26 protein-coding genes and 1 tRNA gene are annotated in these 23,220 nt (G+C 58.1%); 12 read left to right on the forward strand and 15 right to left on the reverse strand.

Features of this window, described 5'->3' with window-relative positions; all coding sequences use genetic code 11:
- Position 1: 1 nt before the first annotated feature.
- The 4 genes from M017_RS0123860 to M017_RS28275 are packed head-to-tail and all read right to left on the reverse strand — an operon-like array spanning position 2 to position 2,871.
- The gene (locus M017_RS0123860) at positions 2 to 658 is read right to left on the reverse strand and encodes a LolA family protein (protein ID WP_031500745.1); all 657 of its coding nucleotides are present in this window, start codon (positions 656 to 658) and stop codon (positions 2 to 4) included.
- A gap of 4 nt (positions 659 to 662) precedes the next feature.
- Entirely contained in the window at positions 663 to 998 is a 336-nt protein-coding gene (locus tag M017_RS0123865) for a hypothetical protein (protein ID WP_031500746.1), read from the reverse strand.
- Positions 999 to 1,021: 23 nt separating this feature from the next.
- Complete coding sequence (locus M017_RS0123870) at positions 1,022 to 1,999, reverse strand: DUF362 domain-containing protein (protein WP_051670805.1); 978 nt, start codon at positions 1,997 to 1,999, stop codon at positions 1,022 to 1,024.
- A complete protein-coding gene (locus M017_RS28275; protein WP_155121595.1) occupies positions 1,996 to 2,871 on the reverse strand; it encodes a prenyltransferase/squalene oxidase repeat-containing protein in 876 nt (291 codons plus the stop codon). Before M017_RS28275 ends, M017_RS0123870 begins: the two co-directional genes overlap by 4 nt.
- Positions 2,872 to 2,931: 60 nt before the next feature.
- Between M017_RS28275 and M017_RS0123880 the strand changes: the two genes are divergently transcribed.
- Positions 2,932 to 3,369, forward strand: coding sequence for a DinB family protein (locus tag M017_RS0123880; protein WP_051670806.1), 438 nt, complete (start codon positions 2,932 to 2,934; stop codon positions 3,367 to 3,369).
- On the opposite strand, the gene M017_RS0123885 is transcribed toward M017_RS0123880, so the two are convergent.
- On the reverse strand, positions 3,356 to 4,372 hold the full coding sequence (locus tag M017_RS0123885) for a Gfo/Idh/MocA family protein (protein WP_238326029.1): 1,017 nt from the start codon (positions 4,370 to 4,372) through the stop codon (positions 3,356 to 3,358). The two genes, M017_RS0123880 and M017_RS0123885, sit on opposite strands and share 14 nt — an antisense overlap.
- Before the next feature lie 48 nt (positions 4,373 to 4,420).
- On the opposite strand from M017_RS0123885, the gene M017_RS0123890 reads away from it, so the two are divergent.
- From M017_RS0123890 to M017_RS29565, 6 genes are all read left to right on the forward strand, one after another.
- Positions 4,421 to 5,551: a hypothetical protein gene (locus M017_RS0123890; RefSeq protein ID WP_031500751.1), complete on the forward strand. Its 1,131-nt coding sequence runs from the start codon at positions 4,421 to 4,423 to the stop codon at positions 5,549 to 5,551.
- Positions 5,552 to 5,572: 21 nt separating this feature from the next.
- Complete coding sequence (locus M017_RS0123895; RefSeq protein ID WP_031500752.1) at positions 5,573 to 5,875, forward strand: hypothetical protein; 303 nt, start codon at positions 5,573 to 5,575, stop codon at positions 5,873 to 5,875.
- Positions 5,876 to 5,913: 38 nt separating this feature from the next.
- A complete protein-coding gene (locus tag M017_RS0123900; protein WP_031500753.1) occupies positions 5,914 to 7,293 on the forward strand; it encodes a hypothetical protein in 1,380 nt (459 codons plus the stop codon).
- A gap of 89 nt (positions 7,294 to 7,382) precedes the next feature.
- Entirely contained in the window at positions 7,383 to 7,625 is a 243-nt protein-coding gene (locus M017_RS0123905) for a hypothetical protein (RefSeq protein WP_031500754.1), read from the forward strand.
- A gap of 355 nt (positions 7,626 to 7,980) precedes the next feature.
- Positions 7,981 to 8,337 (forward strand): hypothetical protein, encoded by a 357-nt coding sequence (locus tag M017_RS29560; RefSeq protein ID WP_155121596.1) that lies wholly within the window; start codon positions 7,981 to 7,983, stop codon positions 8,335 to 8,337.
- A gap of 147 nt (positions 8,338 to 8,484) precedes the next feature.
- Positions 8,485 to 8,658 carry a hypothetical protein gene (locus M017_RS29565; protein ID WP_155121597.1) on the forward strand — a complete coding sequence of 58 codons (174 nt, stop codon included), beginning with the start codon at positions 8,485 to 8,487 and terminating at the stop codon, positions 8,656 to 8,658.
- Here M017_RS29565 and M017_RS28280 read toward each other — a convergent pair.
- Positions 8,655 to 9,425, reverse strand: coding sequence for a class I SAM-dependent methyltransferase (locus tag M017_RS28280; RefSeq protein WP_051670807.1), 771 nt, complete (start codon positions 9,423 to 9,425; stop codon positions 8,655 to 8,657). The genes M017_RS29565 and M017_RS28280 overlap by 4 nt on opposite strands.
- Positions 9,426 to 9,506: 81 nt before the next feature.
- Here M017_RS28280 and M017_RS28285 point away from each other — a divergent pair, with 81 nt between their 5' ends.
- The 3 genes from M017_RS28285 to M017_RS0123940 are packed head-to-tail and all read left to right on the forward strand — an operon-like array spanning position 9,507 to position 11,628.
- Positions 9,507 to 10,007 carry a GyrI-like domain-containing protein gene (locus M017_RS28285; protein WP_031500759.1) on the forward strand — a complete coding sequence of 167 codons (501 nt, stop codon included), beginning with the start codon at positions 9,507 to 9,509 and terminating at the stop codon, positions 10,005 to 10,007.
- A 23-nt stretch (positions 10,008 to 10,030) separates the two neighbouring features.
- Positions 10,031 to 10,705, forward strand: coding sequence for a 5-oxoprolinase subunit B family protein (locus tag M017_RS0123935; protein ID WP_035958808.1), 675 nt, complete (start codon positions 10,031 to 10,033; stop codon positions 10,703 to 10,705).
- Positions 10,699 to 11,628: a 5-oxoprolinase subunit C family protein gene (locus tag M017_RS0123940; RefSeq protein ID WP_031500762.1), complete on the forward strand. Its 930-nt coding sequence runs from the start codon at positions 10,699 to 10,701 to the stop codon at positions 11,626 to 11,628. The genes M017_RS0123935 and M017_RS0123940 overlap by 7 nt, the downstream gene beginning before the upstream one ends.
- A 70-nt stretch (positions 11,629 to 11,698) precedes the next feature.
- On the opposite strand, the gene M017_RS0123945 is transcribed toward M017_RS0123940, so the two are convergent.
- Positions 11,699 to 11,774, reverse strand: a tRNA-His gene (locus M017_RS0123945).
- A gap of 21 nt (positions 11,775 to 11,795) precedes the next feature.
- Positions 11,796 to 13,253 carry a menaquinone biosynthesis decarboxylase gene (locus tag M017_RS0123950; RefSeq protein WP_031500763.1) on the reverse strand — a complete coding sequence of 486 codons (1,458 nt, stop codon included), beginning with the start codon at positions 13,251 to 13,253 and terminating at the stop codon, positions 11,796 to 11,798.
- Between the two features lie 19 nt (positions 13,254 to 13,272).
- Between M017_RS0123950 and fabG the strand changes: the two genes are divergently transcribed.
- Complete coding sequence (fabG, locus tag M017_RS0123955) at positions 13,273 to 14,007, forward strand: 3-oxoacyl-[acyl-carrier-protein] reductase (protein ID WP_031500764.1); 735 nt, start codon at positions 13,273 to 13,275, stop codon at positions 14,005 to 14,007.
- 2 nt (positions 14,008 to 14,009) lie between these two features.
- Here the strand turns inward: fabG and M017_RS0123960 are convergent, their stop codons facing one another.
- From M017_RS0123960 to M017_RS0123970, 3 genes are read right to left on the reverse strand one after another with little or no spacing between them, the layout of a single operon-like run.
- Positions 14,010 to 15,398: a DUF1501 domain-containing protein gene (locus M017_RS0123960; protein ID WP_031500765.1), complete on the reverse strand. Its 1,389-nt coding sequence runs from the start codon at positions 15,396 to 15,398 to the stop codon at positions 14,010 to 14,012.
- Positions 15,399 to 15,412: 14 nt separating this feature from the next.
- Positions 15,413 to 17,584: a DUF1549 and DUF1553 domain-containing protein gene (locus tag M017_RS0123965; RefSeq protein WP_051670809.1), complete on the reverse strand. Its 2,172-nt coding sequence runs from the start codon at positions 17,582 to 17,584 to the stop codon at positions 15,413 to 15,415.
- A 4-nt stretch (positions 17,585 to 17,588) separates the two neighbouring features.
- On the reverse strand, positions 17,589 to 18,599 hold the full coding sequence (locus M017_RS0123970) for an NHL domain-containing protein (protein WP_035958810.1): 1,011 nt from the start codon (positions 18,597 to 18,599) through the stop codon (positions 17,589 to 17,591).
- An 80-nt stretch (positions 18,600 to 18,679) separates the two neighbouring features.
- Here M017_RS0123970 and M017_RS0123975 point away from each other — a divergent pair, with 80 nt between their 5' ends.
- The gene (locus tag M017_RS0123975; RefSeq protein WP_031500768.1) at positions 18,680 to 19,090 is read left to right on the forward strand and encodes a hypothetical protein; all 411 of its coding nucleotides are present in this window, start codon (positions 18,680 to 18,682) and stop codon (positions 19,088 to 19,090) included.
- A gap of 12 nt (positions 19,091 to 19,102) precedes the next feature.
- Here M017_RS0123975 and M017_RS0123980 read toward each other — a convergent pair whose 3' ends face one another.
- The 4 genes from M017_RS0123980 to M017_RS0123995 are packed head-to-tail and all read right to left on the reverse strand — an operon-like array spanning position 19,103 to position 23,212.
- Positions 19,103 to 19,756, reverse strand: a complete 654-nt coding sequence (locus tag M017_RS0123980; protein ID WP_202901718.1) for a pseudouridine synthase — start codon at positions 19,754 to 19,756, stop codon at positions 19,103 to 19,105.
- A gap of 3 nt (positions 19,757 to 19,759) precedes the next feature.
- Complete coding sequence (locus M017_RS0123985; protein ID WP_031500770.1) at positions 19,760 to 20,671, reverse strand: sugar phosphate isomerase/epimerase family protein; 912 nt, start codon at positions 20,669 to 20,671, stop codon at positions 19,760 to 19,762.
- 19 nt (positions 20,672 to 20,690) lie between these two features.
- Positions 20,691 to 21,365, reverse strand: coding sequence for a YdcF family protein (locus M017_RS0123990; protein WP_031500771.1), 675 nt, complete (start codon positions 21,363 to 21,365; stop codon positions 20,691 to 20,693).
- Positions 21,362 to 23,212 carry a gamma-glutamyltransferase family protein gene (locus M017_RS0123995; protein WP_162180033.1) on the reverse strand — a complete coding sequence of 617 codons (1,851 nt, stop codon included), beginning with the start codon at positions 23,210 to 23,212 and terminating at the stop codon, positions 21,362 to 21,364. The genes M017_RS0123990 and M017_RS0123995 overlap by 4 nt, the downstream gene beginning before the upstream one ends.
- Between the last annotated feature and the right edge of the window lie 8 nt (positions 23,213 to 23,220).

Genomic DNA, 23,220 nt, shown 5'->3' on the forward strand with positions numbered 1-23,220 from the left:
GCTACTTCGAAGGATATTCCTTCTTAACGTTCTTGGGCAGGTCCAGACGAACAGCCTGATCGGAAATGGAAGGGTTGATCTTCAAATCGGTATAGGTGGCCTGATTGTAATCGCCCGAAGCCTGGTACAACTTCTGGCGCAGCGGATAGCCGTCGGCGATCGCGAGCCAAACCTCAATCTTCTTCAGCTTCATCAAGGGCGAGTCGCCCTTAGGGGTCAGTTCGACCTTCGTGGCCGCCTTGCCGTTGATCGACTCTTCCCCAAGCAATTTGAGCGTATAGGCCTTCTGCAATTCCTTGGCGGTGGTTCCGAAGCCAATCAGAATTCCCTGGCTGATCAGCGCGTCGATCTTTCCGACATCGACAATCTGCACCGTGTTGATCTTGGGCAGATAGTTCTGGATCTTCTTATCGGCGTAGCTGATCTGCTTGACGTCAGGGGAGGAGAAATCAATCCGCATTTCTACCTGGCCGGGCTTGCGCTTGAGCAGGAGGATCTCGCCCACTTCCTTGCTCGCATCCTTGAGCACGGCGGTGTAATCCACCCGCTCCAGCTTGGCGCTCATCGAGCGAAAGGAAGCCGCATTCTGATCGAGTTTTGCTAACAGATCGGGTAGACTCAGGGGCGCGGCCAGCAGTGCCGCGCTCGCGCAAAACAACAGGCTAATGCTTCGCGTAAGCAAGGAAACCTTTGACTTCGTTTTCGGCGTCGTAGAGGGTCTCAAGGCGTACCACATCCCATTTCTCCTTGTACTTTTGCTCGATCATGCGCGAAGCGTCCGCCCGGCGCCGATCTTCGCTCACTTGTCCCAGTACATGCGGGTCGATGTAGAAGACGAAAGCTCCATCACTGGCGGGTACCATCACCACACTTGAAGCCCTGGGTTGATCCCGAAAAATCTCCCGAGGCGTAAAAAAAATAAAGACAAGCAACAGCGCGACAATGATGTCGTACTGCCAACTCGCACGGGCAAATTCCCAGAAGATCCAGCGTCGCATACCGAATCTTCATGATACTAGCTTCAGCTCAACCGTAACGCTTCGAACTGCGGGAGGACCGCAAAGGAGCGCGCCAATCCTGCCAGATTTTCGCCTCTCTGCTCGATCGACCTCTCTTCGATGGCCCCCAAACCAGAGATCTTCAGCGCCGAGGCATCCCGGAGATATTTCATCTGCAGGGGATCCAGCTTCATGAGGCGTGCGCAGGTGGCATCGACGGCGGCGACATCGCGGCCCATCACCATGACTCCTGCCGCAACAGGCTTTCCCTGAATGGGGCCATTGCCTTCCATCCCGACTATGCCGTCGACGATGGCGAAGGTTTTTCTCAGGATCCGGTTCAGCTCGACGATGGAGCGATCGATCCCCTGGTAGTGTAGAAAGTTTTTCGGCCAGCCGTAGATTGCACCCGGCACGACGCCGAAGAAGTTCTTCATGCTCAAGGTGGCCCCGGCCCAATGGTGTGTTTTCATCTTGGCAACGCTGACGACCAGATCGGCATTGAGGATCGTTTGTGGCAGATACAGATCGACGCTGTTCTCGAAGGCTTTGATTTTTTTGACATCATCGAGGTTCAGGTCGACAAAACGGCTGTCGAAATCTGGCATGATCTTGCGATATCCGGCCTGATCGGCGAGATCCCAGGTGTCCCGGCGGTGGCCCGGCCCTTCTCCCATCCAGACCTCGCGGGCTCCGAGTTTCAGGAATAGTTCCCGCACCGCAAACACGAGCCGCGGGTCGGTGTTAATGACTGTATCTTCGTCAAATTCCACGAGATTGGGCTTCAAGACGACCCTTTTGTCCTGGAGTTCCCGGGCGGCGCTTGGCCAGGCGGCCTTCATCCCTTCGTCCAGGCGCGCCAAGAGCTCCTGTTCATAGGAAGCGGCTTTCACAATGGCTACGGGCGACTTCTCCACTAGCATTTCCTTTGGGGCTTCTTTTTTCGAGCAGGCTTCCAGTCCTGCGATGCTTCCTGCGGCGATGAGATCTCGCCGCGTCATGGCAGAAAGACTCCCGCCGGGTCCGATTCCGCGAGAATCTCAATCGAAGCCAACATGAGATTCCGGCTCGGGTGCGGTTCTTCCGTGGCCGCCCGGTAGCCGCACTCGATGCCATGCAGACGCAGGGCCAGGGCGAGCAACGCACGTCCGTAGGCTCCCTGGACGGTGGCAAAGTCCGCCTTGGCGCGCGCGAGGCTTGGCTCTAAGATAGCTGCATCGATCCTGCTACCAGCCAGCCCCAGCAGGGCGAGTCCTGTCGTTTCTGGATAGGCCGGGAGTGTCTCCCCCAGCACCTTTTTATTGCCGTAGTTCCAACCGCCATCACTGCAACGCCGGTCGAGCAGCATCTGGGTGCCCAGTTCCCGCCGGTAGCGAAGCGCTACTTCCGGGGCTAGACCCTCCATCCAGCGCAGGGCGAGCAGTCCATGGGCAGTGGGTTCGACCCAACTGTTGTTGCCCGGCCTCCAGGGCCAGCCTTTCAGCCGCGGATTCTGGTCTGCCTGCGCCATCCCCATGGCATAAAGCAGGCGCTGCCGGAAACCACCCTCGGCCCCTTCAGTCTTAAGAATCCAATCCGCCATCCGCTCGAGTGGCTTGGTTCCGGTTTGGGCTCGCTTGAGGAGCGGAAAAGCCAGATTGGTGACCCAACTACTACCTGGAACACTCGGAGAAGGGGCAAGCCCTCCATCTTTTTCTTGCCTTGCCAATAGGAATGCAATTCCCGGTTCCCACGTTGCGTCTGCACTTCCCATGGCCCGCAATGCGTATGCAGTCGCCTCCACCCGGCTCTCTTGCCCAGCGAAATAGCCCCAGCCCCCGTCGCGATTCTGACTCGTCCGTAAAAGACTGCGCCGGGCCTCGATCCTACTCATACACCCTGCTATCGACCAGCGCAGCCTAAGGCTTTAGCCGCATCCGTTAATCTAATACCCATGAGCAAAGAAGCTTCTGCCGAGTTGCGGAAATGCCTGGAATCCTTTGTATTTCAGGTCAATGACATCGATTGGCAGTCTCCCTATGGTCCCGGAAAGTGGCGGCGGATCGAGGTTCTTGGTCATCTGGTTGATTCAGCAGCGAACAACCATCTCCGTTTTGTGCGGGCGCTGCTTGAGGAGGAGCTTGCCGGCTCCAAGTACGACCAATTGGGCTGTGTCCGCGTGCAGGCGTATGCGAGCTATCCGGCAGACCAGTTGGTCGCCCTGTGGGTCTCCTACAACCTGCTGCTGTGCCATGTCATGGACCAGATTCCCGACTCCAAACGAAATACCGTTTGCAGAATCGGAGAAAACGAACCCGTGAGTTTAGACTTTCTCGTCACCGACTACGTTTCCCACCTCAAGGCCCATCTTGCACAGATTACCGGAGACTGACCATGCGGCCTGTCTTCACGCTGTCCCTGGCTGCCACCAGAATCTGAGTGGCCACCAGATTATTCTCGAGACTCGATAATCCGGCTGGTTTCAGCTTGCCCCGCGCAACGGCTTTCAGATAAGAGATGGAGTCGGCCTCATCCGGCTTCAGGTCGGCAGGCGTGATGGCTTCCTCGACGCGATCATTCACCCGGCGCCGCCGCACGAGGTTGCCCCCGAAGGCATTCGCATAAGCTTTCTCGCCGTAGACCTCAAAGTCCTTGCGGGAGAAGGGCCAATTCCAACTGCCCTCAATGATTCCCTGCGCGCCGTCGTATTCGACAATGATTGTGGCTTCATCGTCGACTCGTGGGTAGATTTCCGGCTTGTTTTGCTTCACACTCGCAAAGACGCGTAAGGGCTTTTGGTTGTCCATCATCCAGGTCATCAGATTTGCGCCATAGCAACCAAAGTCAAAGAGTGCGCCTGCTCCATTGCGGACCGGGTCTGTGAGCCAGCTGAAGAACTCCGGCCCCGTCCCAATCTCCTTAGGTCCCTGGTGGCCGTCCATGGCGACCATTTTGCGGATCTTCCCGGCTGCCTTCTCTTCCTTGAAGAATCGCCAGACTTCGCCGTGGCTCTTGTACCAGGTGGTTTCGTAGTTGACGAAGATCGGAATTCCGGCGCTGGCCGATAAGGCGGCCATTGCGCGCGCGTCCTCATTGGTGGTGGCGAGCGGCTTCTCCATCATCATCGGAAGCTTGAGCGAAGCGCACAGTTTCGCGACTTCGAGATGGCGGTCGGTGGAGGCGAAACAGGCGACGGCTTCGACAGCTTCACCTTTCAGCTTGGCTCGATCCTCGAACGGGATGGGGCCAATCACTTCCACATCGGGCCGTTTTGCTGCCGCATTGACAAATCCCCGGACATGGCCATGTTCCGTCCCCACGACGGCAACGCGGAATTTTTTCTCATCAGCAGCCAGCATTGCCGGCGCAAGAAGCAAGGTTCTACGATCGATCACGCGACCATTCTATAGAAAATATGGATCGAAGCCGATAGTGCCATTAGCATGTGCCAGATTCGTCCTTTCGCTATTCTTGCTTTCGCCGTTGCAATTCTCCACGCGGAGACGGACTATCGCTTTGCGTTCCCGCAGTCCGAGATCCTGCTCGGGGTGGATGTCAAATGGCTGCTCAAAAGCAGCATCGGGTCTACGCTCCGGACGGAGATCCACGGCGGGCTGGGCGAACTGAAGCCATTGGAAGCGATTCTCGATCAGATCGAGACCGTACACCTTTCCGCGGTTTCCAGAGGCGCCAAACCGGGCGCCGGACAACAAAGTGACGTTGTGTTGCTGGTGCAGGGAAAGTTCGATGTGGACAAGTTGATCGAACTGGGGACCAAGAACGGCATGCGGGTAGAACAATGGGGCAAGACGAAAGTCTTGAGTCAGCCCCGGCCTAAGCCATCTCCAGGCAAGAACCGGCCGGTCAGCCTCCAGAAGGTGCAGTTCCAGGCGGAGCTTCCCCACGGGAAACCAGTCTTTGCGATTTACGACTCGAAGAATGTTTTGATTGCGGAAGAAGCGCCCTTGCGTGTTGCGATGGAACGCATGGAAACCAACCTCAACCCCCAAGCCAATCCCCTTTTTGATCGCGCACGGAATCTCGAATCGGAGAATGATTTCTGGCTGGTCGGAAGCACGGCGCCTCTGAACTTGAGCCAGGCTCCGGGTAAGAATACCGATCCGATGTCGCAGATGGCGAGCCAAGTGCGGAACTTCTCGCTGGGCATGTCTGTCCGGCGCGATATCTCGCTCGATCTCCAACTACAGACCACGACCCCCAAGGCTGCCACACAGATGCTGGATCTGCTCAAAGGTGTTGTGACGATAACGCGCATGAATACGACTGCCGCGGAACCTTTTCCCATCGATCTCGAGAACGCACTGCAAATGAGCGCATCCGGCAACATGATCCGCGCTTCTTTGAATCTGGAGCAAGCAGAGTTAGACAAACTGATGACGAGTGGATTGCTCAAGAGTCGGCCTGCGGCAAAGGTTGTGGCAGAAGCCCCTAAGCCCGTGGAAGCGCCGAAGCCCGTGATGCCTGTGGCGCCCGCAAAACCGATTGCTCCTGTCCGTAAGACCGTCATGATCTATGGCTTACCCGAGGGGCCGAAGGAAGTTCCGATCCAATAGCAAATGCTCTAGACTAAGGGCATGCTGGTCACGTTGTTCCTGCTCCTCTCGGTGGAAGCGAGTGCCGCGAATCGCGGCGCAGCGCCGAAGATTTCAGGCCCTCCGCCGGCGCCAACACACCAGAATCGAAGTATCCGGACGGTCCGGCCCTATCGCCGTGCTTATGGATTGGGTTATGGCGGCTTCTATAACAGCACAAGCATCGAGCGGATTCCCGCCGAACCGGCTTCGCCACTGCCCGAAGATAAGCTGCACGAACTGGTAGTGAGCCCCACTTACAAGCAGGACAAGATCACTCCGAAGATGATCGAGATTCCAAACTAAGCACAAGCCTCTCTTTGTTAGGCTAAATCACGATACCCATGTGCCGTGGCCTGTTCTTATTTCTCTTTCTCCGTTGTTCCATCCTTGCTCAGATAGACGTCTATCCAGAGATTCGCGCGTTGCTACGGGAGGCGGAAACGGCTTTCTCTGAGTTGCGGCCTGTTGACCGTGCCCGCTGGACCCGGGATCATATCGCCACTCTCTATTCGAAGGCTGGTTATTTTGCTGACGCAGATCGAGTTTTCGGAGCGGAGGAAAGTGGATGGCCTCGGCATTTGAAGGCCTTCGCCGTCTACGGAAGGGCTGCCGATGCCGAGAAGTTAGCAAATGCGATGACAGACCCGGAAGTGAAAGCGCAGAGCCTGATGTCTCTTGCCGATGTGGCTTGGAAGATGGGGCAGCCCGGAGAAGCCAAGCGTTTGTATCAGGCTGCTCTCGCCGTTCTGCCGAAGTATGCAAACGTCGGACACCGCGCCAATAATCAGGCGACCATCACTCGAAACATCAGCTATCTCGGCGAAGAACCGCCTTACCGCCTCTCTGCTGTTCCGACACCCCGTGAGCGGTCTCTGCCCGGTGCTTCGCCAGTTGCTCCCTTCCCCATTACGACCGATGGTTTTCGGAGTCGCGACTCGAAGACCGTGTCCAGCCAGTCCAAGGCGGACAATGATCTTCTGGAGCGGCTTTTCGAGAGAATGCGGGCGCAGGATCGCGAAGGGCTCAATGCACTGCTTGAGTCGGCGCAAACCCCCTTTCAGAAGACCCTCGGCTTTGCCTGTATCGAACACATTCTCATTCAGCTGCATCAGCCGGAGGCCGCGGAATCCTTCGCCAATCAGATTCCGGAAAGCACGCCTGATACCCGTTTGGCAAAGGCAGAAGCGATGCGTGCGGTGGGCGCGGAATGGCTTCGTTTGAAGAATTTGGACCGGGCACGGACCGCCTTCTCGGCTGCCACTGCTCATGTGCAATCAGCGCCCGATCTTGTCTGGGGACAGACCATGGTACTGACCGGAATGGCTGCCGTCCAGGCCCGGTATGGTATGAGCACGGAGAGCGCACGGAGTTTCGAACTGGCTGTCGAGTATGGACGGCGATTGCCTCTCTTTCCGACTCCACCCAAAGGCGGCTCCTATCCTAAGCCTTCTGGAGTTCATTATCGGGACGAGGGATACCGGGCTATGTTGATTGCAGCAATTGAGGTGAATCATCTGGCTTTCGCGCAAAAGGTGTCGGCGCTTTGGTCCCAGGATGCCACCGATGCGGCGACCTCCATCGTGAATAGCTGGCTCCAGGCAGGCATGGTCGAGCCTGCCACACTCTTCGCGCGGCAAATCAAAGATCCGCAACAAAGAACCGATGCCTTCATCGCACTTGCAAAAGATCGCGCTTTTCTCGACGGCGTTCCGAATCTCTAATCACTACCGATGTTTCGCTTCATACTTTTTCTTCTTTTCACTGCTACGCACAAGCTCAGACCGCTTTAGATCTCTATCCGGAATTGCGCTTGCAACTTCGTGAGGCAGAAAAGCTGGCCCTGTCGATACCCAATTGGGAGCAGCGACTGAAGAGCCTTGACTGGGTAGGCCGGATTTATGCGCGGGCCGGATATCTCGAAGATGCCAAGCGCGCGTTTGGGAAGCAGGCGGCAGTTCCCTATGCGATCTGGACTGCACGCCTGGTTTCTGGAGATCTACCGGGAGCCTTACGGGATATTGCGACGATTCCTAGCGAACCAATGCAGTGGTGAGCGCTGCTGACTTTCTGTGGAGGATGGGGAAGCGGGACGAAGCGTTGCGGCCACTGGACCGAGCGCTAGAACTTTCGGCTCAGATTCCCAACCCTGCGCTTCGCAAGCAGGCCCTGGACGGGATCGGCCGGAATCAGAAGTATTTCTTAGACGACCCTCCCCGCTTACTCACGATGAAAGGCGAAACAACACAGCGCCCTGCTCCAAAGGACGATCTCACTCCGTCCTTTCCGGTTCAGATCGAAGGATTCCGCGATCCGGCTTCAAAGAGGAAGTCCGCACGGCGCAGAATCGGGATTTCCTGAAGAAACTCTTCGAGCGCATCGCCGCAGGCGACCCGAAAGCAGTGCAGCCGATGGACGATCCAGCGACCACTGCCTTCCAGCGCATGCTCTGGTCTGCCAGCGCAGTTCTTTTTGGGATTGGGCAGCGCGACTTGCCAGCGGCGGCGATGAGGGTGGCGGAGATACCGGAAAGCGATTCCGATCTCTCCCTGGCCAAAGCGGAGGCTGCCGTTTTCATGGGCCGGGCCTTCGTCCAAGCGGGCAAGCCCTTAGAGGCCGATCTCCACTTTGCCAAGGCAAAAGCACTGATCGCCGCCGTGCCAGATCTTCCCTTTGGAACGTTCTGGGTGACGACGGCCCTTGCTACGGCACAGGCGAAGGCTGGGCAGATGGCCGAGAGCCGGCAACAGTTGCAGTTCGCCATGTAGTTTGCCCAACTGTTGATCGCCGCAAGGACAAAGGATCCAGACGCTGAGCTGCCCGCCTACAGTCGAGATGTGGCCTATCAGCGATTGCTCCAGGCTTCGCTTCACTCCGGCCAGAAGGAGGTCAGTCTCGAAGTTTCACGTCTATGGATGGCTATCGATCGAAATGCAACCTACCTGGTGGTCGGGCTTTGGCTCGAAACGGCAAGAGACGAAGAAGTGCAACAGTTTGTGGACTCAATCCAGAGCCTAGCTGGACGTTTGGCCGCACTTCTCACGATGACTGATGTGCAGCTGAACCGGCTTGGTGCTCCTTACTTCTAGGAGGGCAGTGCCGTCAGACACGCGTAATAGCCGCGAAACAGGACTTCGTGCGGCTTGTGATCCCACACCGGCGCCAATGTCTCTGAGCACCATTGCCGGATGGAATCGAGTTCGACACCACGGCGTACGGCCGCGGCGACGTTTGTCTCCGTCAGCATGTAGTTCAGATAGAAGGCTGGATCGAGGCGTACCCCAATCTCAAAGACCTCTGCCTTCTGTAACTGGAAGCCGAAATCCAGACCGCCGAGAATCTCGGGGCTGAGGGTGCGGGCCTCGGAGAGGGGCCAGGGGTAGCGATTCACAAAATCGCCAAACCATTGGTCCAATCTATCCGAATGTCGAAAGCTTCTTCCCGGAGAAAAATCGTAGGCGACGAGCACACCAGTGGGGGCCAGAACGCGTGCCGCTTCCTCAAAGAACGGAACGAGCTTCACGTAATTCAAGGAACCTGCCGCACTGATCAGATCGACGCAGCGATCGGCGACTGGAATCGACTCTGCCGTGCCAACCAGAAAATCGGCACTGGGAGCGACGGAGCTGGTCCAACGCAGCATCGCCTCGGCCGGCTCCATGCCGATGCGATGCTCGGCTAAGCCACCGAGAGCTCTCGTCGAAACACCCGCGCCACAGCCCACATCGAGCGCCCGATAGAAAGGCCGGGGCCGGCCTAGTGCCTGGTAAGCTTTTGCCATGACAAGCGGATGTACCGCCGGCCGGGAATTCGCATAGCCAGCCGCCATCTCTTCAGTACCGAATGGATTGCTCATTGGTTCGTCATTTTAGCTTTTCGGCGATATTCTCTCAAGCAAACCTGATAGAACAAAGGGAATAGAGTTTCCGGTACTGTCATGCATCCCAAGTTCATCTCCATCGGTTCCAAGCGAATCCTCGGCCTCAGTGCTCCTTTCTTCTCCATCCTGACGCCTGAGGGCAATGCGCCAGAGGTCATTCCGGCGTTGTGGGCCAGATTCATGGCTCGCGCTGCCGAAATTAAGGATCGTCCGAGCCTGAATACCTTTGGTCTGTCGGAATGCCTGGAAAGCGAAGATGCCCGGCCGGGAGAGCTGTTGTATACAGCAGGTGTAGAAGCCGCGGAGTCGCAAGAGATTCCTGACGGCATGTCGGAACATCGAATTCCGGCCGGACTGCATGCCGTATTCACTCATGTGGGGCTTCTTCAGGAGTACCCCAAGACGCTCCGTGCCATCTATCAGGTATGGCTGCTGCAATCCGGAACCCGGCTCCGGGCGGCTCCCCATTTCGAAGTCTATGACTCGCGTTTCCATGCCGACGCATCCGATTCTGAATTTGATATCTACATTCCGATCGAAGGCGACACCGTGAACTAGCATTCGAGACGACAATAGAAGACATGGACGTATCGTTTCGCCAAGCCTGCGAGGCTGCAGTCCTTGTCGAGTTTGGCTCCGGACAAGGCTCAGAGGTTCGACCTGATATCGTGCAGCGCGTCCATCGGCTGGTAGCCCTGCTGGACCGCTCGACGGTTCCTGGCATTGAAGAGATCACCCCGTCGTACTCGAATCTCCTCATCGAGTTTGATCCACTGCAACTGAGCCCGGAAAATGTTGAGGAACACGTGAGATTTTGCCTGGAGCAGATTGGTCAAATTGAACTTCCAATTCCGCAACAGATGGAGGTTCCGGTCTTCTATGGCGGGGAATATGGCCCCGATTTGCATAGTTCGGCTGACTTGTTGAAGATGAGCGTTTCGCAATTGGTGCAGGCGCATTGCGACCAGACCTACTCGGTGGCTTTCTTTGGCTTTCTGCCCGGCTTTGCTTATCTGCAAGGTTGGCCGGCGAAGTGGAGCCTCTCCCGGCTGAGTACGCCACGCACGAAGGTGGTGGCTGGCAGCGTGGCGATTGCGGGTGTCCAGACCGGCATCTATCCGACGGAGTCTCCTGGTGGCTGGCGCATCCTCGGGCGGACACCGCTCAAGGTGATTGACACCGCTCGGACGAACTTTTCACTGTTCTCGATTGGCGCCCAGATTCGCTTTTATCCCTCGAACCCATCCGCATGGTAAATCCCGGTATCCGCATTCTTGACCCTGGCTTTCTCACCACGATCCAGGACCAACCTCGCTTTGGACTCGCTCGCTACGGCCTGAGCGAAGCGGGCCCGATGGCGAGCGTCAGCTATTTTGAAGCAAATTATCTGGCGGGCAACGATGAGCCGCAACCGGGCATTGAAGTGACCATGAAACCGGCGCGGCTCCTGTTTACCGGCGCAACTCGCATCGGAATTAGCGGCGCCGACTTTGGCTGGCGTCTCGATGGCCGCCCGATTTCGATGCATCAGAGTATTGAAGTGCGGGCTGGTTCGACGCTACAGGGCGACTATTGCCGCACGGGGCTGCGGGGCTATATCGCCTGCAATGGGGGCATCCAGATCACCCGCTGGCAAGGGAGTGCGGCAACCCATGTGCAAAGCGGGCTCGGTGGACAGAAGCTGGAACGTGGCGCGGAACTCAAACTTGCACTTCCCGTCGCTGCCCCGCCCCGCTTTCTGAGGGAGCACCCGCATAGCCCGCTTCTCAATGGAAGTGCGAAGGTGTTGCGCATTGTGGATGGACCACATGCGTCTCTCTTTCCACCGGAGTCGATGTCGCTCTTTCTCGGCACCTCCTACAAGGTGACAGAATTGTCGAGCCGGATGGCGATTCGTATCGATGGCCTGCAACTATCCGCGCCGCGCGAACCGCTTCTCAGCACGGGTGCCTGGCATGGAGCGATTCAGGTGCCTCCCTCGGGGATCCCTCAAGTGCTGGGGACGGATCATCCGGCGACAGGTGGCTATCCGATTCTGGGGTCTGTCATTCGTGCCGACCTCGAGGTGCTTGGCCAACTGCGGCCGCGGGAGGAGATTCGCTTTGGACGGGTGAGTCTGGAGACGGCACGCGCTCTTTATAAGAGAATGGCTGACGCCTGGCGCGCACTCTCGGTCTAAATGCAAAAGCGGCTCCCGAGGGGAGCCGCTACAAGAAACGAAGGATCGATGTATTGGAATGAAGAGTTTTTGGGGTGCCCAACGGGGCTTGAACCCGTGACATCCGGAATCACAATCCGGCGCTCTACCAACTGAGCTATGGGCACCGCAACAACTCTTTCAGTTTATCACTTTGTCATTCCCGCTTGCTTCCACATCTGATCAATTTTTTGTTTTACATCCTGATTCATGGTGATGACGGGCGGCCAGGGACGGGTGAAGCCTTCACTGACCCATTTCTTGGTGCCGTCGATGCCCATTTTGGACCCGAAGTTCGGGAGACGGCTAGAGTGGTCGAGCGAATCGATCGGGCCGAGCGCAAACTCGATGTCGCGTTGCGGGTCGATGTTGTTCAACACTTTCCAAACGACTTCCGAATAGTTCGTCACGTCGACCTCCTCGTCCACCACCACAATACATTTGGTGAACATCGCTTGGCCCAGGCCCCAGATGGCGTGCATCACCTTGCGCGCGTGGCCAGGATAAGCCTTGCGAATGCTCACCAGCATCAGGTTGTGGAAGACCCCTTCGGCGGGCATTGAGATGTTGCGCACCTCTGGAATCTGCAGCTTCATGAGCGGCAGAAACACACGCTCGATCGACTTGCCCATCCAATAATCCTCCATCGGAGGCGGCCCGACGATAGTGGCCGTGTAGGTGGGCTTCTTGCGATGCGTGATCGCCGTGATGTGGAAGACCGGATAGTCGTCCTCAAGCGAGTAGTAGCCGGTGTGATCGCCAAAGGGACCTTCTGTACGCAGTTCGCCGAGCTCCACATAGCCTTCGAGCACGATTTCGGCCTGCGCCGGCACTTCGAGATCGACGGTTTCGCACTTTACCATCTCGACGGGCTTGGAGCGCAAGAAGCCGGCAACCATCATCTCGTCGATCTCCGGCGGCAGGGGCAGAATCGCGGAGTACATCGTGGCGGGGTCGGCGCCGATAGCGACGGCAACCTCCATCCGCTTCTGCTTGCCTTCGGCAAGAAGGCGGCGGTAGTGGTCGGCGCCCTGCTTGTGCAATTGCCAGTGCATGCCGGTGGTTTTGGAATCGTAGACCTGCATGCGGTACATGCCGCAGTTGCGCTTGCCGGTGGCCGGGTTCTTTGAGAAGACCAGCGGCAGCGTGATGAAGCGGCCTCCGTCCTCGGGCCAGCAATGCAGGATGGGGAAATCGTCGAGCGAGAAGTTATCTTTCTGGATCACTTCCTTCACCGGACCGGTGGAGACTTCCTTCGGGAAGAAGCTGCCTACCTCGGCGAGCATCGGCAGCATTTTGAGTTTGCTCATCAGGCCGCCGGTAGGCATCTTCATCTGCACGAAGTCGGTGATGCGGTCTGCGATCTCGTCGAGCGAATCGACCCCGAGTGCAATCTGCATGCGCCGGTCGCTGGCAAAGAGGTTGATGGCCAGCGGCACATTCGATCCCTTCGGCTTCTCAAAGAGCAGCGCAGGCCCTCCGGACTTGACCGCCCTGTCAGCAAACTCCGTGATCTCCAGATAAGGATCCACTTCAAAGGGAATGCGTTTGAGCTCTCCGGCTTTTTCCAGGGCAGATAGGAACTCGGAGAGGTTGAGGTAAGACATCTCCTTTTATTATGGAAGGGTGACGACGAGAACAGCATTGGTGACCGGCGCAAGCCGTGGAATTGGTTTGGCTTGTGCGAAGGCGCTGGCGAAGGCGGGCAACAAAGTGGTGCTTGCTGCGCGCAACCTGGAGAAGCTGGAAGCAGCTGCTGCGAGCATTCGCGAAGAAGGCGGGCAGGCGCTGGCGATCACGATCGATCTGTCCTCTCCTGAATCAATCCAGGAGAGCATCAAGAAGGCGATTGCCGAAGCGGGCCCGATTCACATCCTGGTGAACAACGCAGGCGTGACCAAGGATGGTCTGTCGATGCGGATGAAGATGGACGATTGGAACCAGGTGATCCAGACGAATCTGACCGGCGCCTTTGTCGCGGCGCAGGCCGTGATGTCCGGCATGATGAAGGAGCGCTGGGGCCGCATCATCAATATCGCGAGCGTGGTGGGTGAGATGGGCAATCCTGGGCAGGCGAACTATGTCGCCTCGAAGGCCGGGCTGATCGGGCTGACCAAGAGCCTGGCGCAGGAGCTTGCTTCCCGCAACATCACGGTGAATGCGGTGACGCCCGGATTCATCGAGACCGACATGACCGCCGTGTTGAGCGACGAGCAGAAGGAACGCATCACGAGTCTGATTCCGTTGAAGCGTCTGGGCCAGGCGGACGACATCGCCGCCGCTGTGGCCTTTCTCGCGAGCGACAACGCGAGCTACATCACCGGGCACATTTTGAAGGTGAATGGCGGCATGTACATGTAGGGCTAGGCCTTACGCTTTTCGCCCCAGAGTTCCGGTACCATCGTCTCGCCGCCGACGATGGTGGGCCGCTCGGCTCGCCCGTTGTGCATGTAGGTGAGCCGTTTGTGATCGAGGCCCATCAGCCAGAGAATCGAAGCGTGGATGTCGTGGACATGCGAGGCTTTTTCCACAGCCCGCAAGCCAATCTCATCGGTGGCGCCGATGGTTTGGCCGCCTTGAACGCCTCCACCAGCAAAGAACATCGTGAAGCCCCAGGGGTTGTGATCGCGGCCATCGCCCTTCTCATTGAACGGCGTGCGGCCGAATTCCCCGCCCCACACAATCAGCGTGTCGTTGAGCATGCCGCGGCGCTTGAGATCGGTGAGGAGCCCGGCAATCGGCTTGTCCGAGGCCTTGCACCATCTGCCGTGATTGCCTTCGATATTGTTGTGCGCGTCCCAGCCGCTGCCCGAGCCGCAGTAGAGTTCGACAAAGCGGACGCCGCGCTCGACCAGACGGCGCGCCAGCAGACAGTTGCGGCCAAAGGTTGCTGTTGCCGCCTCGTCCAGACCGTAGAGCGATTTGGTCTCTTCGCTCTCCCGGCTGAGATCGACCGCCTCTGGGCCCGCGGCCTGCATCTTGTAGGCCAGCTCGTAGCTTTTCAAGCGCGCATCCAGTTCTGAGTCTTCCTGCTTGTCCGCACTCCAGTTTTGATTCAGTTGCGAGAGGAAATCGAGCTTGCTGCGCTGGCGTTCGGGCGTCTGTCCGAGGCCCAGTTTTGTGTTCAGGATCGGCGTGTCACCCTGGCGGAACAGCGTCCCCTGGTGCGTCGCCGGAAGAAAACCGGCAGACCAGTTCTTCGTGTTGCCAAGCGGATCTCTGTCGTCGATCAACACGGTAAAGGTGGGCAGATTCGTGTTGGCGCTGCCCAGGCCATAGTTGATCCAGGCCCCCATGCTGGGGCGGCCGGCGAGAATATCGCCCGTGTTCATCTGGCAGACGCTGCCGACGTGATTTAAGCCGTCGGCAACACAACTACGGACAATCGCCAGGTCGTCGGCATGGTTGGCGATGTGCGGATACCAGTCGCTGACCCAGGTGCCGCTTTGGCCATACTGCTTCCACTTGCGTGGTGAGCCGAGCAGCGAGTTGTTGCCGGTGCCCATCGCGGTGATGAGCTTGCCAAAGCTAGCTGGCATAGGTTGCCCGTGCAACTCATTGAGCTTCGGCTTCGGGTCAAACAGATCGATGTGGCTGGGCCCGCCTTCCATAAACAGGAAGATGACGGCCTTCGCCTTGGGCGTGTGGTGGGGCTTGGGATTCTGTTCCGCCGCGAGCATCGAAGAGAAGGCCATCGCAGCCAATCCGCTTCCACCTTGCATCAGGAATTGCCGGCGCTTGTGCAGTGACATTCAGGATCCCTTCTCTAGTTGATATACAGAAACTCGTTGGAGCTCAGGAGCGTGTGGCAGAGATCTTCGAGCGCAGCTTCCGGGCTGCCTGCGATCTTCTCCTGCTTCGCGAGGAAGCTGGCCGCCTGGTCCAGTTCTTCGGGCTTGGGAGTCCGTGAATATACGATGCGAATGGCGCGCTCGGCCTTGCCTCGGGTGTCGATGCCGCGATCGTTTTCGACGCGTGAAGCCAGCGATTTCGCCCATTGCTGGATCAGCTTTCCGTTCATCAACTCCAAGGCCTGATCGGGCGTCACCGTCGTTTGCCTCCGGGCGCAACTCTCGTGCGTGTCGGGCATGTCGAAGCTCTGGAACATCGGGTAGCGCAGGTTGCGCCGCACAAAGATGTAGACGCTGCGGCGATTGCTCGCCTCGTCATCGGCAGCGGAGTTCCATAGCTTATAACCCTTGGGCATCGCGCCGTCCGGCAGGGGCGGGAAGATGCCGGGGCCTCCCATCCTGGCATTCAAGAGCCCACTCACCGAGAGCATGGAATCGCGAATCGACTCGCCTTCCAGGCGCCGCCGCGAGTACTTCCACAGCAGCTTATTATCGGGGTCGATCTTCGCCGCATCAACACGGCTGGTGGAGCTCTGCTGGTAGGTGGCGCTCACTAGAATCCGCTTGTGCAGCTTCTTGATGCTCCAGTTGTCATCCTGGGTGAAACGGCTGGTAAGCCAATCGAGAAGCTCCTTGTGCGAGGGGCGTTCGCCCATCACTCCAAAGTCGCTGGGCGTGCCAACGATGCCACGGCCGAAGTGATAATGCCAGACACGGTTCACCATCACGCGGGTCGAAAGCGGATTGTCCGCACTGGCCAGCCAGTTGGCGAGCGCGCTGCGGCGTCCTGTCGAGTTGGCGGTGGGCTGGACCTTGGCATTGCCGGGGTCGATGATGCTGAGGAAGCCGGGTTGCACTTCCTCCATCTGGCCGTCCCAGGCGCCGCCACGCAGCACATAGGTCTTGGGGGCCGTATTCGAGCCATCGATCATGGTCTGCACCGTTTGCAGGGGCTCTGGCTGCAAGGAATCGAAGCCTTTCAATTCCTGATCGAGAACGCGGTAACGAGCGGCTTTTTCGCCCTTCAGCTTTGCTGCAATTTCTGCGTTGGTGAACTGCACCTGCGGCACTGCCTTGTGGAACATCATCCACTGGTCGGGAGTGCGATCTTCGGGCTTCATGGTGAGGATGCCTTGGATCTCTTCGGGAAAGCGTTCCAGGCGTTCCTTGTAAAACGCATCGCGAGCGGGTTGCAACAGGCTTTCCATCTCTGTGCGGATCTTCAGCGTCGCCTCTTCCCACTTTGCCCGCTGTGCTTTGTAGGCAGCTTGCTTTTCCGGAGGATCGAGAACGACACCTTCCTCGATTCTGGTGTTGACGAAGAAACTCTGCAGCCGGTAGTAATCCTTGTGCAGGATGGGGTCGAACTTGTGATCGTGGCAGCGCGCGCAAGCTACCGTCACTCCGAGAAAGGCATAGCCCACGGCATCGGTGATGTCGTTCAGTTGTTCCTGCCGGCGCAGGCGGATGTGCGCTGCATTGTACTCGTCGGGAAAGTGGCGGTTGAAGGACACGCCGATGAGCGCTTCCTGATTGCCGGGGTACAACTCGTCGCCCGCAATCTGCTCCTTGACGAAGCGGTTGTAAGGCTTGTCGGCATTGAAGCTTTGGATGACATAGTCACGATAGCGCCACACATCGGGGCGCGTATCATCGGCCTTGAATCCATCGGAATCGGCATAGCGCGCAATGTCCAGCCAGTGCCGGGCCCAGCGCTCTCCATAGCCGGGCGAGGCGAGCAGGCGGTCGATGACCTTTTCCCAGGCCTGTGATGACGAGTCGTCGAGAAAGCGCTGCACTTCTTCCGGGGTTGGGGGGACACCTGTGAGGTCCAGGGTGGCGCGGCGGAGCAGAGTGGCTTTGTCCGCAGCAGGATTCGGACTGAGGCCTTTTGCCTCCAGCTTTTCCAGTACGAAGGCATCGATTTCGTTCTTCGCCCAGCCCTGTGTTTTCACAATGGGCAGCGGTGCTTTTGCAAGCGGTTGGATTGCCCACCAGCGCTTTTGCATGACCGTGAATGTTCTCGTCTCTTCTGCCGCAGTGAGAAGCAGCAATCCACTGAAAACAATCCAGATCAGCAATTTCACGCCATTATCTTAATGCAATTTGCATCCGGCGGATACGGTGTGCCTCGCTGTCGGCGATGTAGAGAACTCCCTTTCGATCGACGAAAACGCCGTGAGGCCGGTTCATCTTGCACTGCAAGGGATCGCCATCCGGCCCGTCGCCTTTTTCGCCTGTCCCGGCCACCCGGGTCAAGGTGCCCTTCTTCAGGTTGAAGCGCTGCACGGCGTGGTTCTCCGTGTCCGCAATGAACAGATTCTGCTTTGGGCCGGCAGAGATGCCCTTGGGCCCATTCATCCCCGTGCTGGCCAACAGATGGTAAGTGCCATGCTTCGGGTCCACTTCATACAATGCGTTGCCCTGGCGCTTGATGATGTAGAGCTTGCCGTCGGCAGCAACTTCGATCGCGCGCGGAGCGAGCAGCGGTGTGTCGAAGGTCTTGGCGCCTTCGACTGGATCCTTCTTCTGCCCATTGCCGAGGTAGGTTTCGATGAGGCCGGATTTCAGATCAATGCGGCGCACGCGGTCGTTGCCAATGTCGCAGATGAGCAGACGGCCTGCGTGGTCAAAGACGATGCTATGTGGCTGGCGCAGGCTAGCCTTTACAGCGTAGCCGCCATCACCGCTAAAGCCGGCTTTGCCGGTTCCGGCAATGGTGCGGATGAATCCGGATTTCTTGTCGACCCGGCGAATTACATGATTGGTCATGTCGGCAAAGAACAGATTGCCTTTTGTGTCAAAACGTACCTCATAGGGTTGGTCAATTTCGGCCTTGGTTGCAAGATTGCCATCGCCGGAATTACCCTTCACGCCGGTGCCGACGACAATCGAGGTCTTGCGTGTTTTAAGATCCATGCGCCGGATGACGTGGCCATCGATGTCGCACCAATACAGCGCGCGGTCTGGACCGATCGTCAGGCCATAGGGATTGTTCACCTGCGTATCGCTCAAGCCCGGCTTGCCGTCTCCAATCAGCGTCTCGATCTTCTGCGCAGAAGCGGTGGCGAGCAGGGTGAGGAGGAGGAAGAAGGTCTTCATCGTTTGTCCAATTGTGCAACAGGATTCAACTGCTGAAACCGGAACAACATTTTTGCGTCCAACCGGACAGGAGGCAATCGATGACCAAACAGATCCTCGTCCTGACGCTGTTGGCGAGCACGGCGGCATTTGCGCAATATGGCCGCTACCCGAATCGGGGTGGCTACGGTTATGGTCCGAGTAATCCTTACTCGAGTAGCCAGCGCTTTATTGATGGCATTCAAAATGACTTGCAGCGCATTGGACAACGCGCTGCGTGGGACGGCTGGGCGCGCCGGCAATTTAGCGACGCTGTGAATAACCTTGAGCGCTTTCAGGCCAACGCCTCGCGAGGCAAGTTTGACAACGGGCGCCTCGATCAGGCAATCGACAATTTGAATCGCCTGCTTACGGCGCGGGAGTTGTATCCGCAAGACAAGCAACGCATTGCTTTTCATCGCGACCAACTCCGCACCTTCCGGGCCAATCGAGGCATTCCGCCCCGCTATTGACCTGCTCCCAATTTAAGACTTCCTCACACCCGGTTTCTTCCATGGAGCCGGGCTTTTTTTCGGAGTGCTTGCGGGGCGCGGCGGCAGCTTGGGAGCAGCGATTTCGCGCCACTCCCCTGGCTGCAGGCCTTTCAGATTCAATTCACCAGAGGCGACACGGATCAGCCGTAACGTGGGCAGGCCCACGGCGGCGGTCATCCGCCGCACTTGGCGATTGCGGCCCTCTGTCAGCGTGATCTCCAGCCAACTGGTTGGAATCGCAGCGCGGAAACGTACCGGTACATTGCGCGGCGGCAGCGTGGCGACGTCTTCCTCAGACAAGAGCCGCGCCTGAGCAGGCTTGCTGGTGTAATCCTGGACCGCGACTCCTGCCCTCAGCTTGGCAATTGCTTCCTCGCTGGCCTCCCCTTCTACTTGCACCCAGTAGGTCCGGGAATGTCCGAAGCGTGGATCGGTCCAGCGATGCTGCAACTCTCCATCGTTGGTGAGCAGGACCAGCCCTTCGCTATCCCAATCGAGACGGCCTACGGGATATACGTTCGGGACATCAATGTACTTGGCGAGCGTTTCATGGACACTCCCAGGCTCCGGCGTAAACTGCGTGAGAACCCCATATGGCTTCCAAAACAGCAGATACCGCATGCGGTTCACACGCAGGGTTGTCATCGCTTAACCGACAAACGCATTCAGGTAATTGCGGCTGATCTGGAGGCTGCGTTTGCGTGCCTCGAGGGTGCCTTCATAGGCGCGGTCTTCCACTTCGATGGCGAGCGGACCGTCATACACCTCCGCCAGCGCGCCGAGGAACTGGCCCCAGTTCACGTCGCCCATGCCGGGGAGCTTCGGCGTGTGGTACTCGTTCGGGTGGGCAAGCAGCCCCACCTCATTGAGACGGTCGCGATCGAGACGAGCGTCCTTGGCGTGCATGTGGTGCAGGCGATCTTTGAACTCGCGCAGCACTTTGACATAGTCCATGCCCTGCCACACGAAATGACTCGGATCAAAGTTCAAGCCGAAGTTGGAGCTGGGAATATCGTTGAACATCCGGCGCCAGATCACCGGCGTGGTGGCAAGATTCTTGCCGCCGGGCCATTCGTCCTTTGAGAAGGACATCGGGCAATTCTCGATTCCCACCTTCACGCCGTGGTCGTCGGCAAAGTCGATGAGCGGCTTCCAGGTGGCGAGGAAGCGTGGCCAGTTGTCTTCGACGCTCTTGGTCCAGTCACGGCCGACAAAGGTGTTGACCACTCCAATGCCCAGCAGCTTTGAGGCTTGGATCACGGCCTTAATGTGATCGACATAAACCTTAGCTTCCGCCTCGTCGGGCGTCAGCGGATTGGGGTAATAGCCCAGACCGCTGATGGCGACTCCGGTCTTTGCCGTCAGGTCCTGTACCCGCTTGGCGGCATCGGCATCAAAGCCAACGACGTCAATATGGGTGACGCCGGCATAGCGGCGTTCGGCCTTGCCTTTGGGCCAGCACATCACCTCGACGCAGCGAAATTTCTCTTCGCTGGCAAAGGTCAATACTTCTTCAAGAGTGAGATCGGGAAGGATCGCGGATACAAAGCCAAGTTGCAGCATGATTGGTTCTCTTCCATCAAAACATATGCCAGGGCTTGTCTACGGAAAACCATTCCGGACAACTCGTCCGATAGCCATGCTGGCGGCGGAACGGATTGCGTTCTGACTTCTTGGCCTGGAACTCGGGACCCAGGCTGTAGGGATCTGCCAGGTACTGGGCACGCGCTTTTTCTTCAGCTCGCTGTGCCTGTGATAGATCCTCAGGATCATTCGGACCAATGTAGCGGAAGCGCTCGCGAGGCCAACCAATGGCCTGCCGGTGCAGATTCTCAAAGCGTTGCTGCTTAAAGGCCCAACTGACGAGGGTCACGTGTTCCGGATCTTGTCCCCGGACCTCCCGGTAACGGCAAATGCCAAAAAGCAGATTCTCAAAGCTGTCCCGCGCAAACTCTTCGAGGTAGCTGCGCTGGGCAACCTCAGGATGTCCAAACCATTGCAGATGCTCCGCCAGCAGCCAATAGCTGAGGCTCTCGCTCCGCGGACCAGCATCCCGGCGCGTGGCCCCTCCCGAGAAGATCAAAATCGACTGGGGATCTGCTGCCGCTTCTGTCACCGCACGCCGGATGTGTTCGACATACTTTGGCGGTTCTCCGCGCTGGAAATCGAGCAGATGCCAGGCCTTATCGTCTTGATAATTGCTCAGGTCCCGCACAATGGCGTGACCCGCAACCAGGATCGCTGTCGAACTCAAAACGCTTTGGCGACTCGAAATGCGTAAGGATCGGCGCCGGCTTCGATCGTGCCATCCGGCTGCAGCAGAATCATCGTTGGAGCGGCTCCTGAAGAGAAGCGCGATCGGAACTCAACGCGATGGCCGCGATTCTTGAGAGCAATGGCCACAGGCCGGCCAAAGCGTTCATCCACCAGCAGACTGCCTGGGTTCATTGCATGGTTATCAAAGCTCGATACCAGATGCCGCGACTGGAAGCGCGGAGCCGCCACCGCCTGTTGCGCATTCATCCCGAACTCCACCACGTTGAAGAACATCTGCACCAGGCTCTGGTCCTGATTGTCGCCGCCCGGGGTGGACATCACCATGTAAGGCTTGCCGTCTTTGAGGACAAGAGTCGGTGTCAGCGTCACCCGTGGACGTTTGCCGGGAGCAACATCATTCGGATGGTCGCCAATCAGGTAGAAGCTCTGCGCACGCTGCGTCAGCGGAATGCCGGTGTCCCCGACGATCACGCTGGGAAGAGCCGCACCGCTCGGCGTGGCGCTGAACAATACGCCGTCTTTGTCGATCGCATTGACGCAGGTGGTGTCGCCATACATCAGGGCATCGTCAATCTGGCGGCGCACCAGTTCCTCTCTCGATGGATGCGTGCCATTCGCGTGCTTCACTTTGCCGGGGCGGAAGTCGAGGCTGGCTGCATCGGTAATGAGCGAGAAACGAGTCTTCGCGTATTCCTTCGACAGCAGTTCGGCGCTCGGCACCTTGGTAAACAGTGGATCGCCGTAGTAGGCGTCACGGTCGGCATAGGCGAGCTTCATCGCCTCGGTCATCGTATGAATGTACTGTTCCGATCCGAAACCAAGCTTCGCGACGTTCGTGTTCTCCATCAGGTTCAGCAGTTCGATGGCAGCCGGGCCTTGGGTGTAGAAACCCGGCTTGTAGACGGTGTAATTCTTATAGCTGCCCCCGAGGGAAGGCTCTGGCTTCACCCGGAAATTCGCCATGTCTTCGTAGCGGATCAGGCCGCCATTTGCTTTGGAGAAGGCGTCGATCTTGCGGGCAATCTCGCCGCGATAAAAATAATCGCGCACCGCGTCAATGCCAAGCGTGCGCGGCTTCTTCAGTGCGGCCGCGCGTTGCTCTGCGGCCACCATCGCCCGCAGCGTCTTGGCCAGTGCCGGTTGCTTGAAGGTCTCACCAGGACGGGGCATGTGACCATCGGGCATGAAATAAGCCTTTGACGTGGGCCAGCGATCAAAGAAGGGCCGCGCATAGCGCACGACCGCGGCGCGCATATCGTCCACCACCTGTTCGTCGGCCAGCTCAATGGCCGGCCCGATCACTTGCTCAAACGAAAGCGTGCCGTAGTCGCGAAGCGCCACCAGCCCGCCTTCCACCATGCCGGGGACAATTGCCGGCAGCAGGCCGGTGACAGGAAGATACTTCGTCAGTCCGTTCGGCTCGTTGGAATCGACTTCCAGCGGTTCCAGTTGGTGCTTGCGGAAAAACTCCGGCGTTCCCAGCTTCGGCATCGTGCCGACGCCCCCAATCGTGACAACAGTGCCATCCTTGGTGCGGATGAGAATCGGAGCCTCGCCACCAAAGCCAAAATGGGAATACTCGGCCACAGCAGCCGCAAACATGGTGGCGACACCGGCATCCACCGCATTGCCGCCCATCTTGAAGATCTTCATTCCGGCATCGACGGCAGCAGCGGTTCCGCCCGCAACTGCGCCATTTTTCCCGCGGGCTGGTTCCTTGGGAAGGAGCGCATCGGCCAGATCCCGCGTTTGAATCGTCTGTTGAGCCGTGCCGCAGGCAAGGAGCAGGGCAATAAGAATTAAGAGTGCAATTGGCCGCCGCATGGGCTTGA

Origin of the sequence: Bryobacter aggregatus MPL3, from assembly GCF_000702445.1 — a bacterium.
GTDB classification, from domain to species: domain Bacteria; phylum Acidobacteriota; class Terriglobia; order Bryobacterales; family Bryobacteraceae; genus Bryobacter; species Bryobacter aggregatus.

Bases quoted from the DNA above. Each gene is read 5' to 3' on its own strand.
- M017_RS0123880 (WP_051670806.1), top strand. From the start codon at position 2,932: ATGAGCAAAGAAGCTTCTGCCGAGTTGCGGAAATGCCTGGAATCCTTT.
- M017_RS28280 (WP_051670807.1), bottom strand. From the start codon at position 9,425: ATGAGCAATCCATTCGGTACTGAAGAGATGGCGGCTGGCTATGCGAAT.
- M017_RS0123865 (WP_031500746.1), bottom strand. From the start codon at position 998: ATGCGACGCTGGATCTTCTGGGAATTTGCCCGTGCGAGTTGGCAGTAC.
- M017_RS0123940 (WP_031500762.1), top strand. From the start codon at position 10,699: ATGGTAAATCCCGGTATCCGCATTCTTGACCCTGGCTTTCTCACCACG.
- M017_RS0123870 (WP_051670805.1), bottom strand. From the start codon at position 1,999: ATGACGCGGCGAGATCTCATCGCCGCAGGAAGCATCGCAGGACTGGAA.
- M017_RS29560 (WP_155121596.1), top strand. From the start codon at position 7,981: ATGGACGATCCAGCGACCACTGCCTTCCAGCGCATGCTCTGGTCTGCC.
- M017_RS0123970 (WP_035958810.1), bottom strand. From the start codon at position 18,599: ATGAAGACCTTCTTCCTCCTCCTCACCCTGCTCGCCACCGCTTCTGCG.
- M017_RS28275 (WP_155121595.1), bottom strand. From the start codon at position 2,871: ATGAGTAGGATCGAGGCCCGGCGCAGTCTTTTACGGACGAGTCAGAAT.
- M017_RS29565 (WP_155121597.1), top strand. From the start codon at position 8,485: ATGGCTATCGATCGAAATGCAACCTACCTGGTGGTCGGGCTTTGGCTC.
- M017_RS0123895 (WP_031500752.1), top strand. From the start codon at position 5,573: ATGCTGGTCACGTTGTTCCTGCTCCTCTCGGTGGAAGCGAGTGCCGCG.
- M017_RS0123975 (WP_031500768.1), top strand. From the start codon at position 18,680: ATGACCAAACAGATCCTCGTCCTGACGCTGTTGGCGAGCACGGCGGCA.
- M017_RS0123935 (WP_035958808.1), top strand. From the start codon at position 10,031: ATGGACGTATCGTTTCGCCAAGCCTGCGAGGCTGCAGTCCTTGTCGAG.
- M017_RS0123900 (WP_031500753.1), top strand. From the start codon at position 5,914: ATGTGCCGTGGCCTGTTCTTATTTCTCTTTCTCCGTTGTTCCATCCTT.
- M017_RS0123995 (WP_162180033.1), bottom strand. From the start codon at position 23,212: ATGCGGCGGCCAATTGCACTCTTAATTCTTATTGCCCTGCTCCTTGCC.
- M017_RS0123960 (WP_031500765.1), bottom strand. From the start codon at position 15,398: ATGTCACTGCACAAGCGCCGGCAATTCCTGATGCAAGGTGGAAGCGGA.
- M017_RS0123890 (WP_031500751.1), top strand. From the start codon at position 4,421: ATGTGCCAGATTCGTCCTTTCGCTATTCTTGCTTTCGCCGTTGCAATT.
- M017_RS28285 (WP_031500759.1), top strand. From the start codon at position 9,507: ATGCATCCCAAGTTCATCTCCATCGGTTCCAAGCGAATCCTCGGCCTC.
- M017_RS0123980 (WP_202901718.1), bottom strand. From the start codon at position 19,756: ATGACAACCCTGCGTGTGAACCGCATGCGGTATCTGCTGTTTTGGAAG.
- M017_RS0123950 (WP_031500763.1), bottom strand. From the start codon at position 13,253: ATGTCTTACCTCAACCTCTCCGAGTTCCTATCTGCCCTGGAAAAAGCC.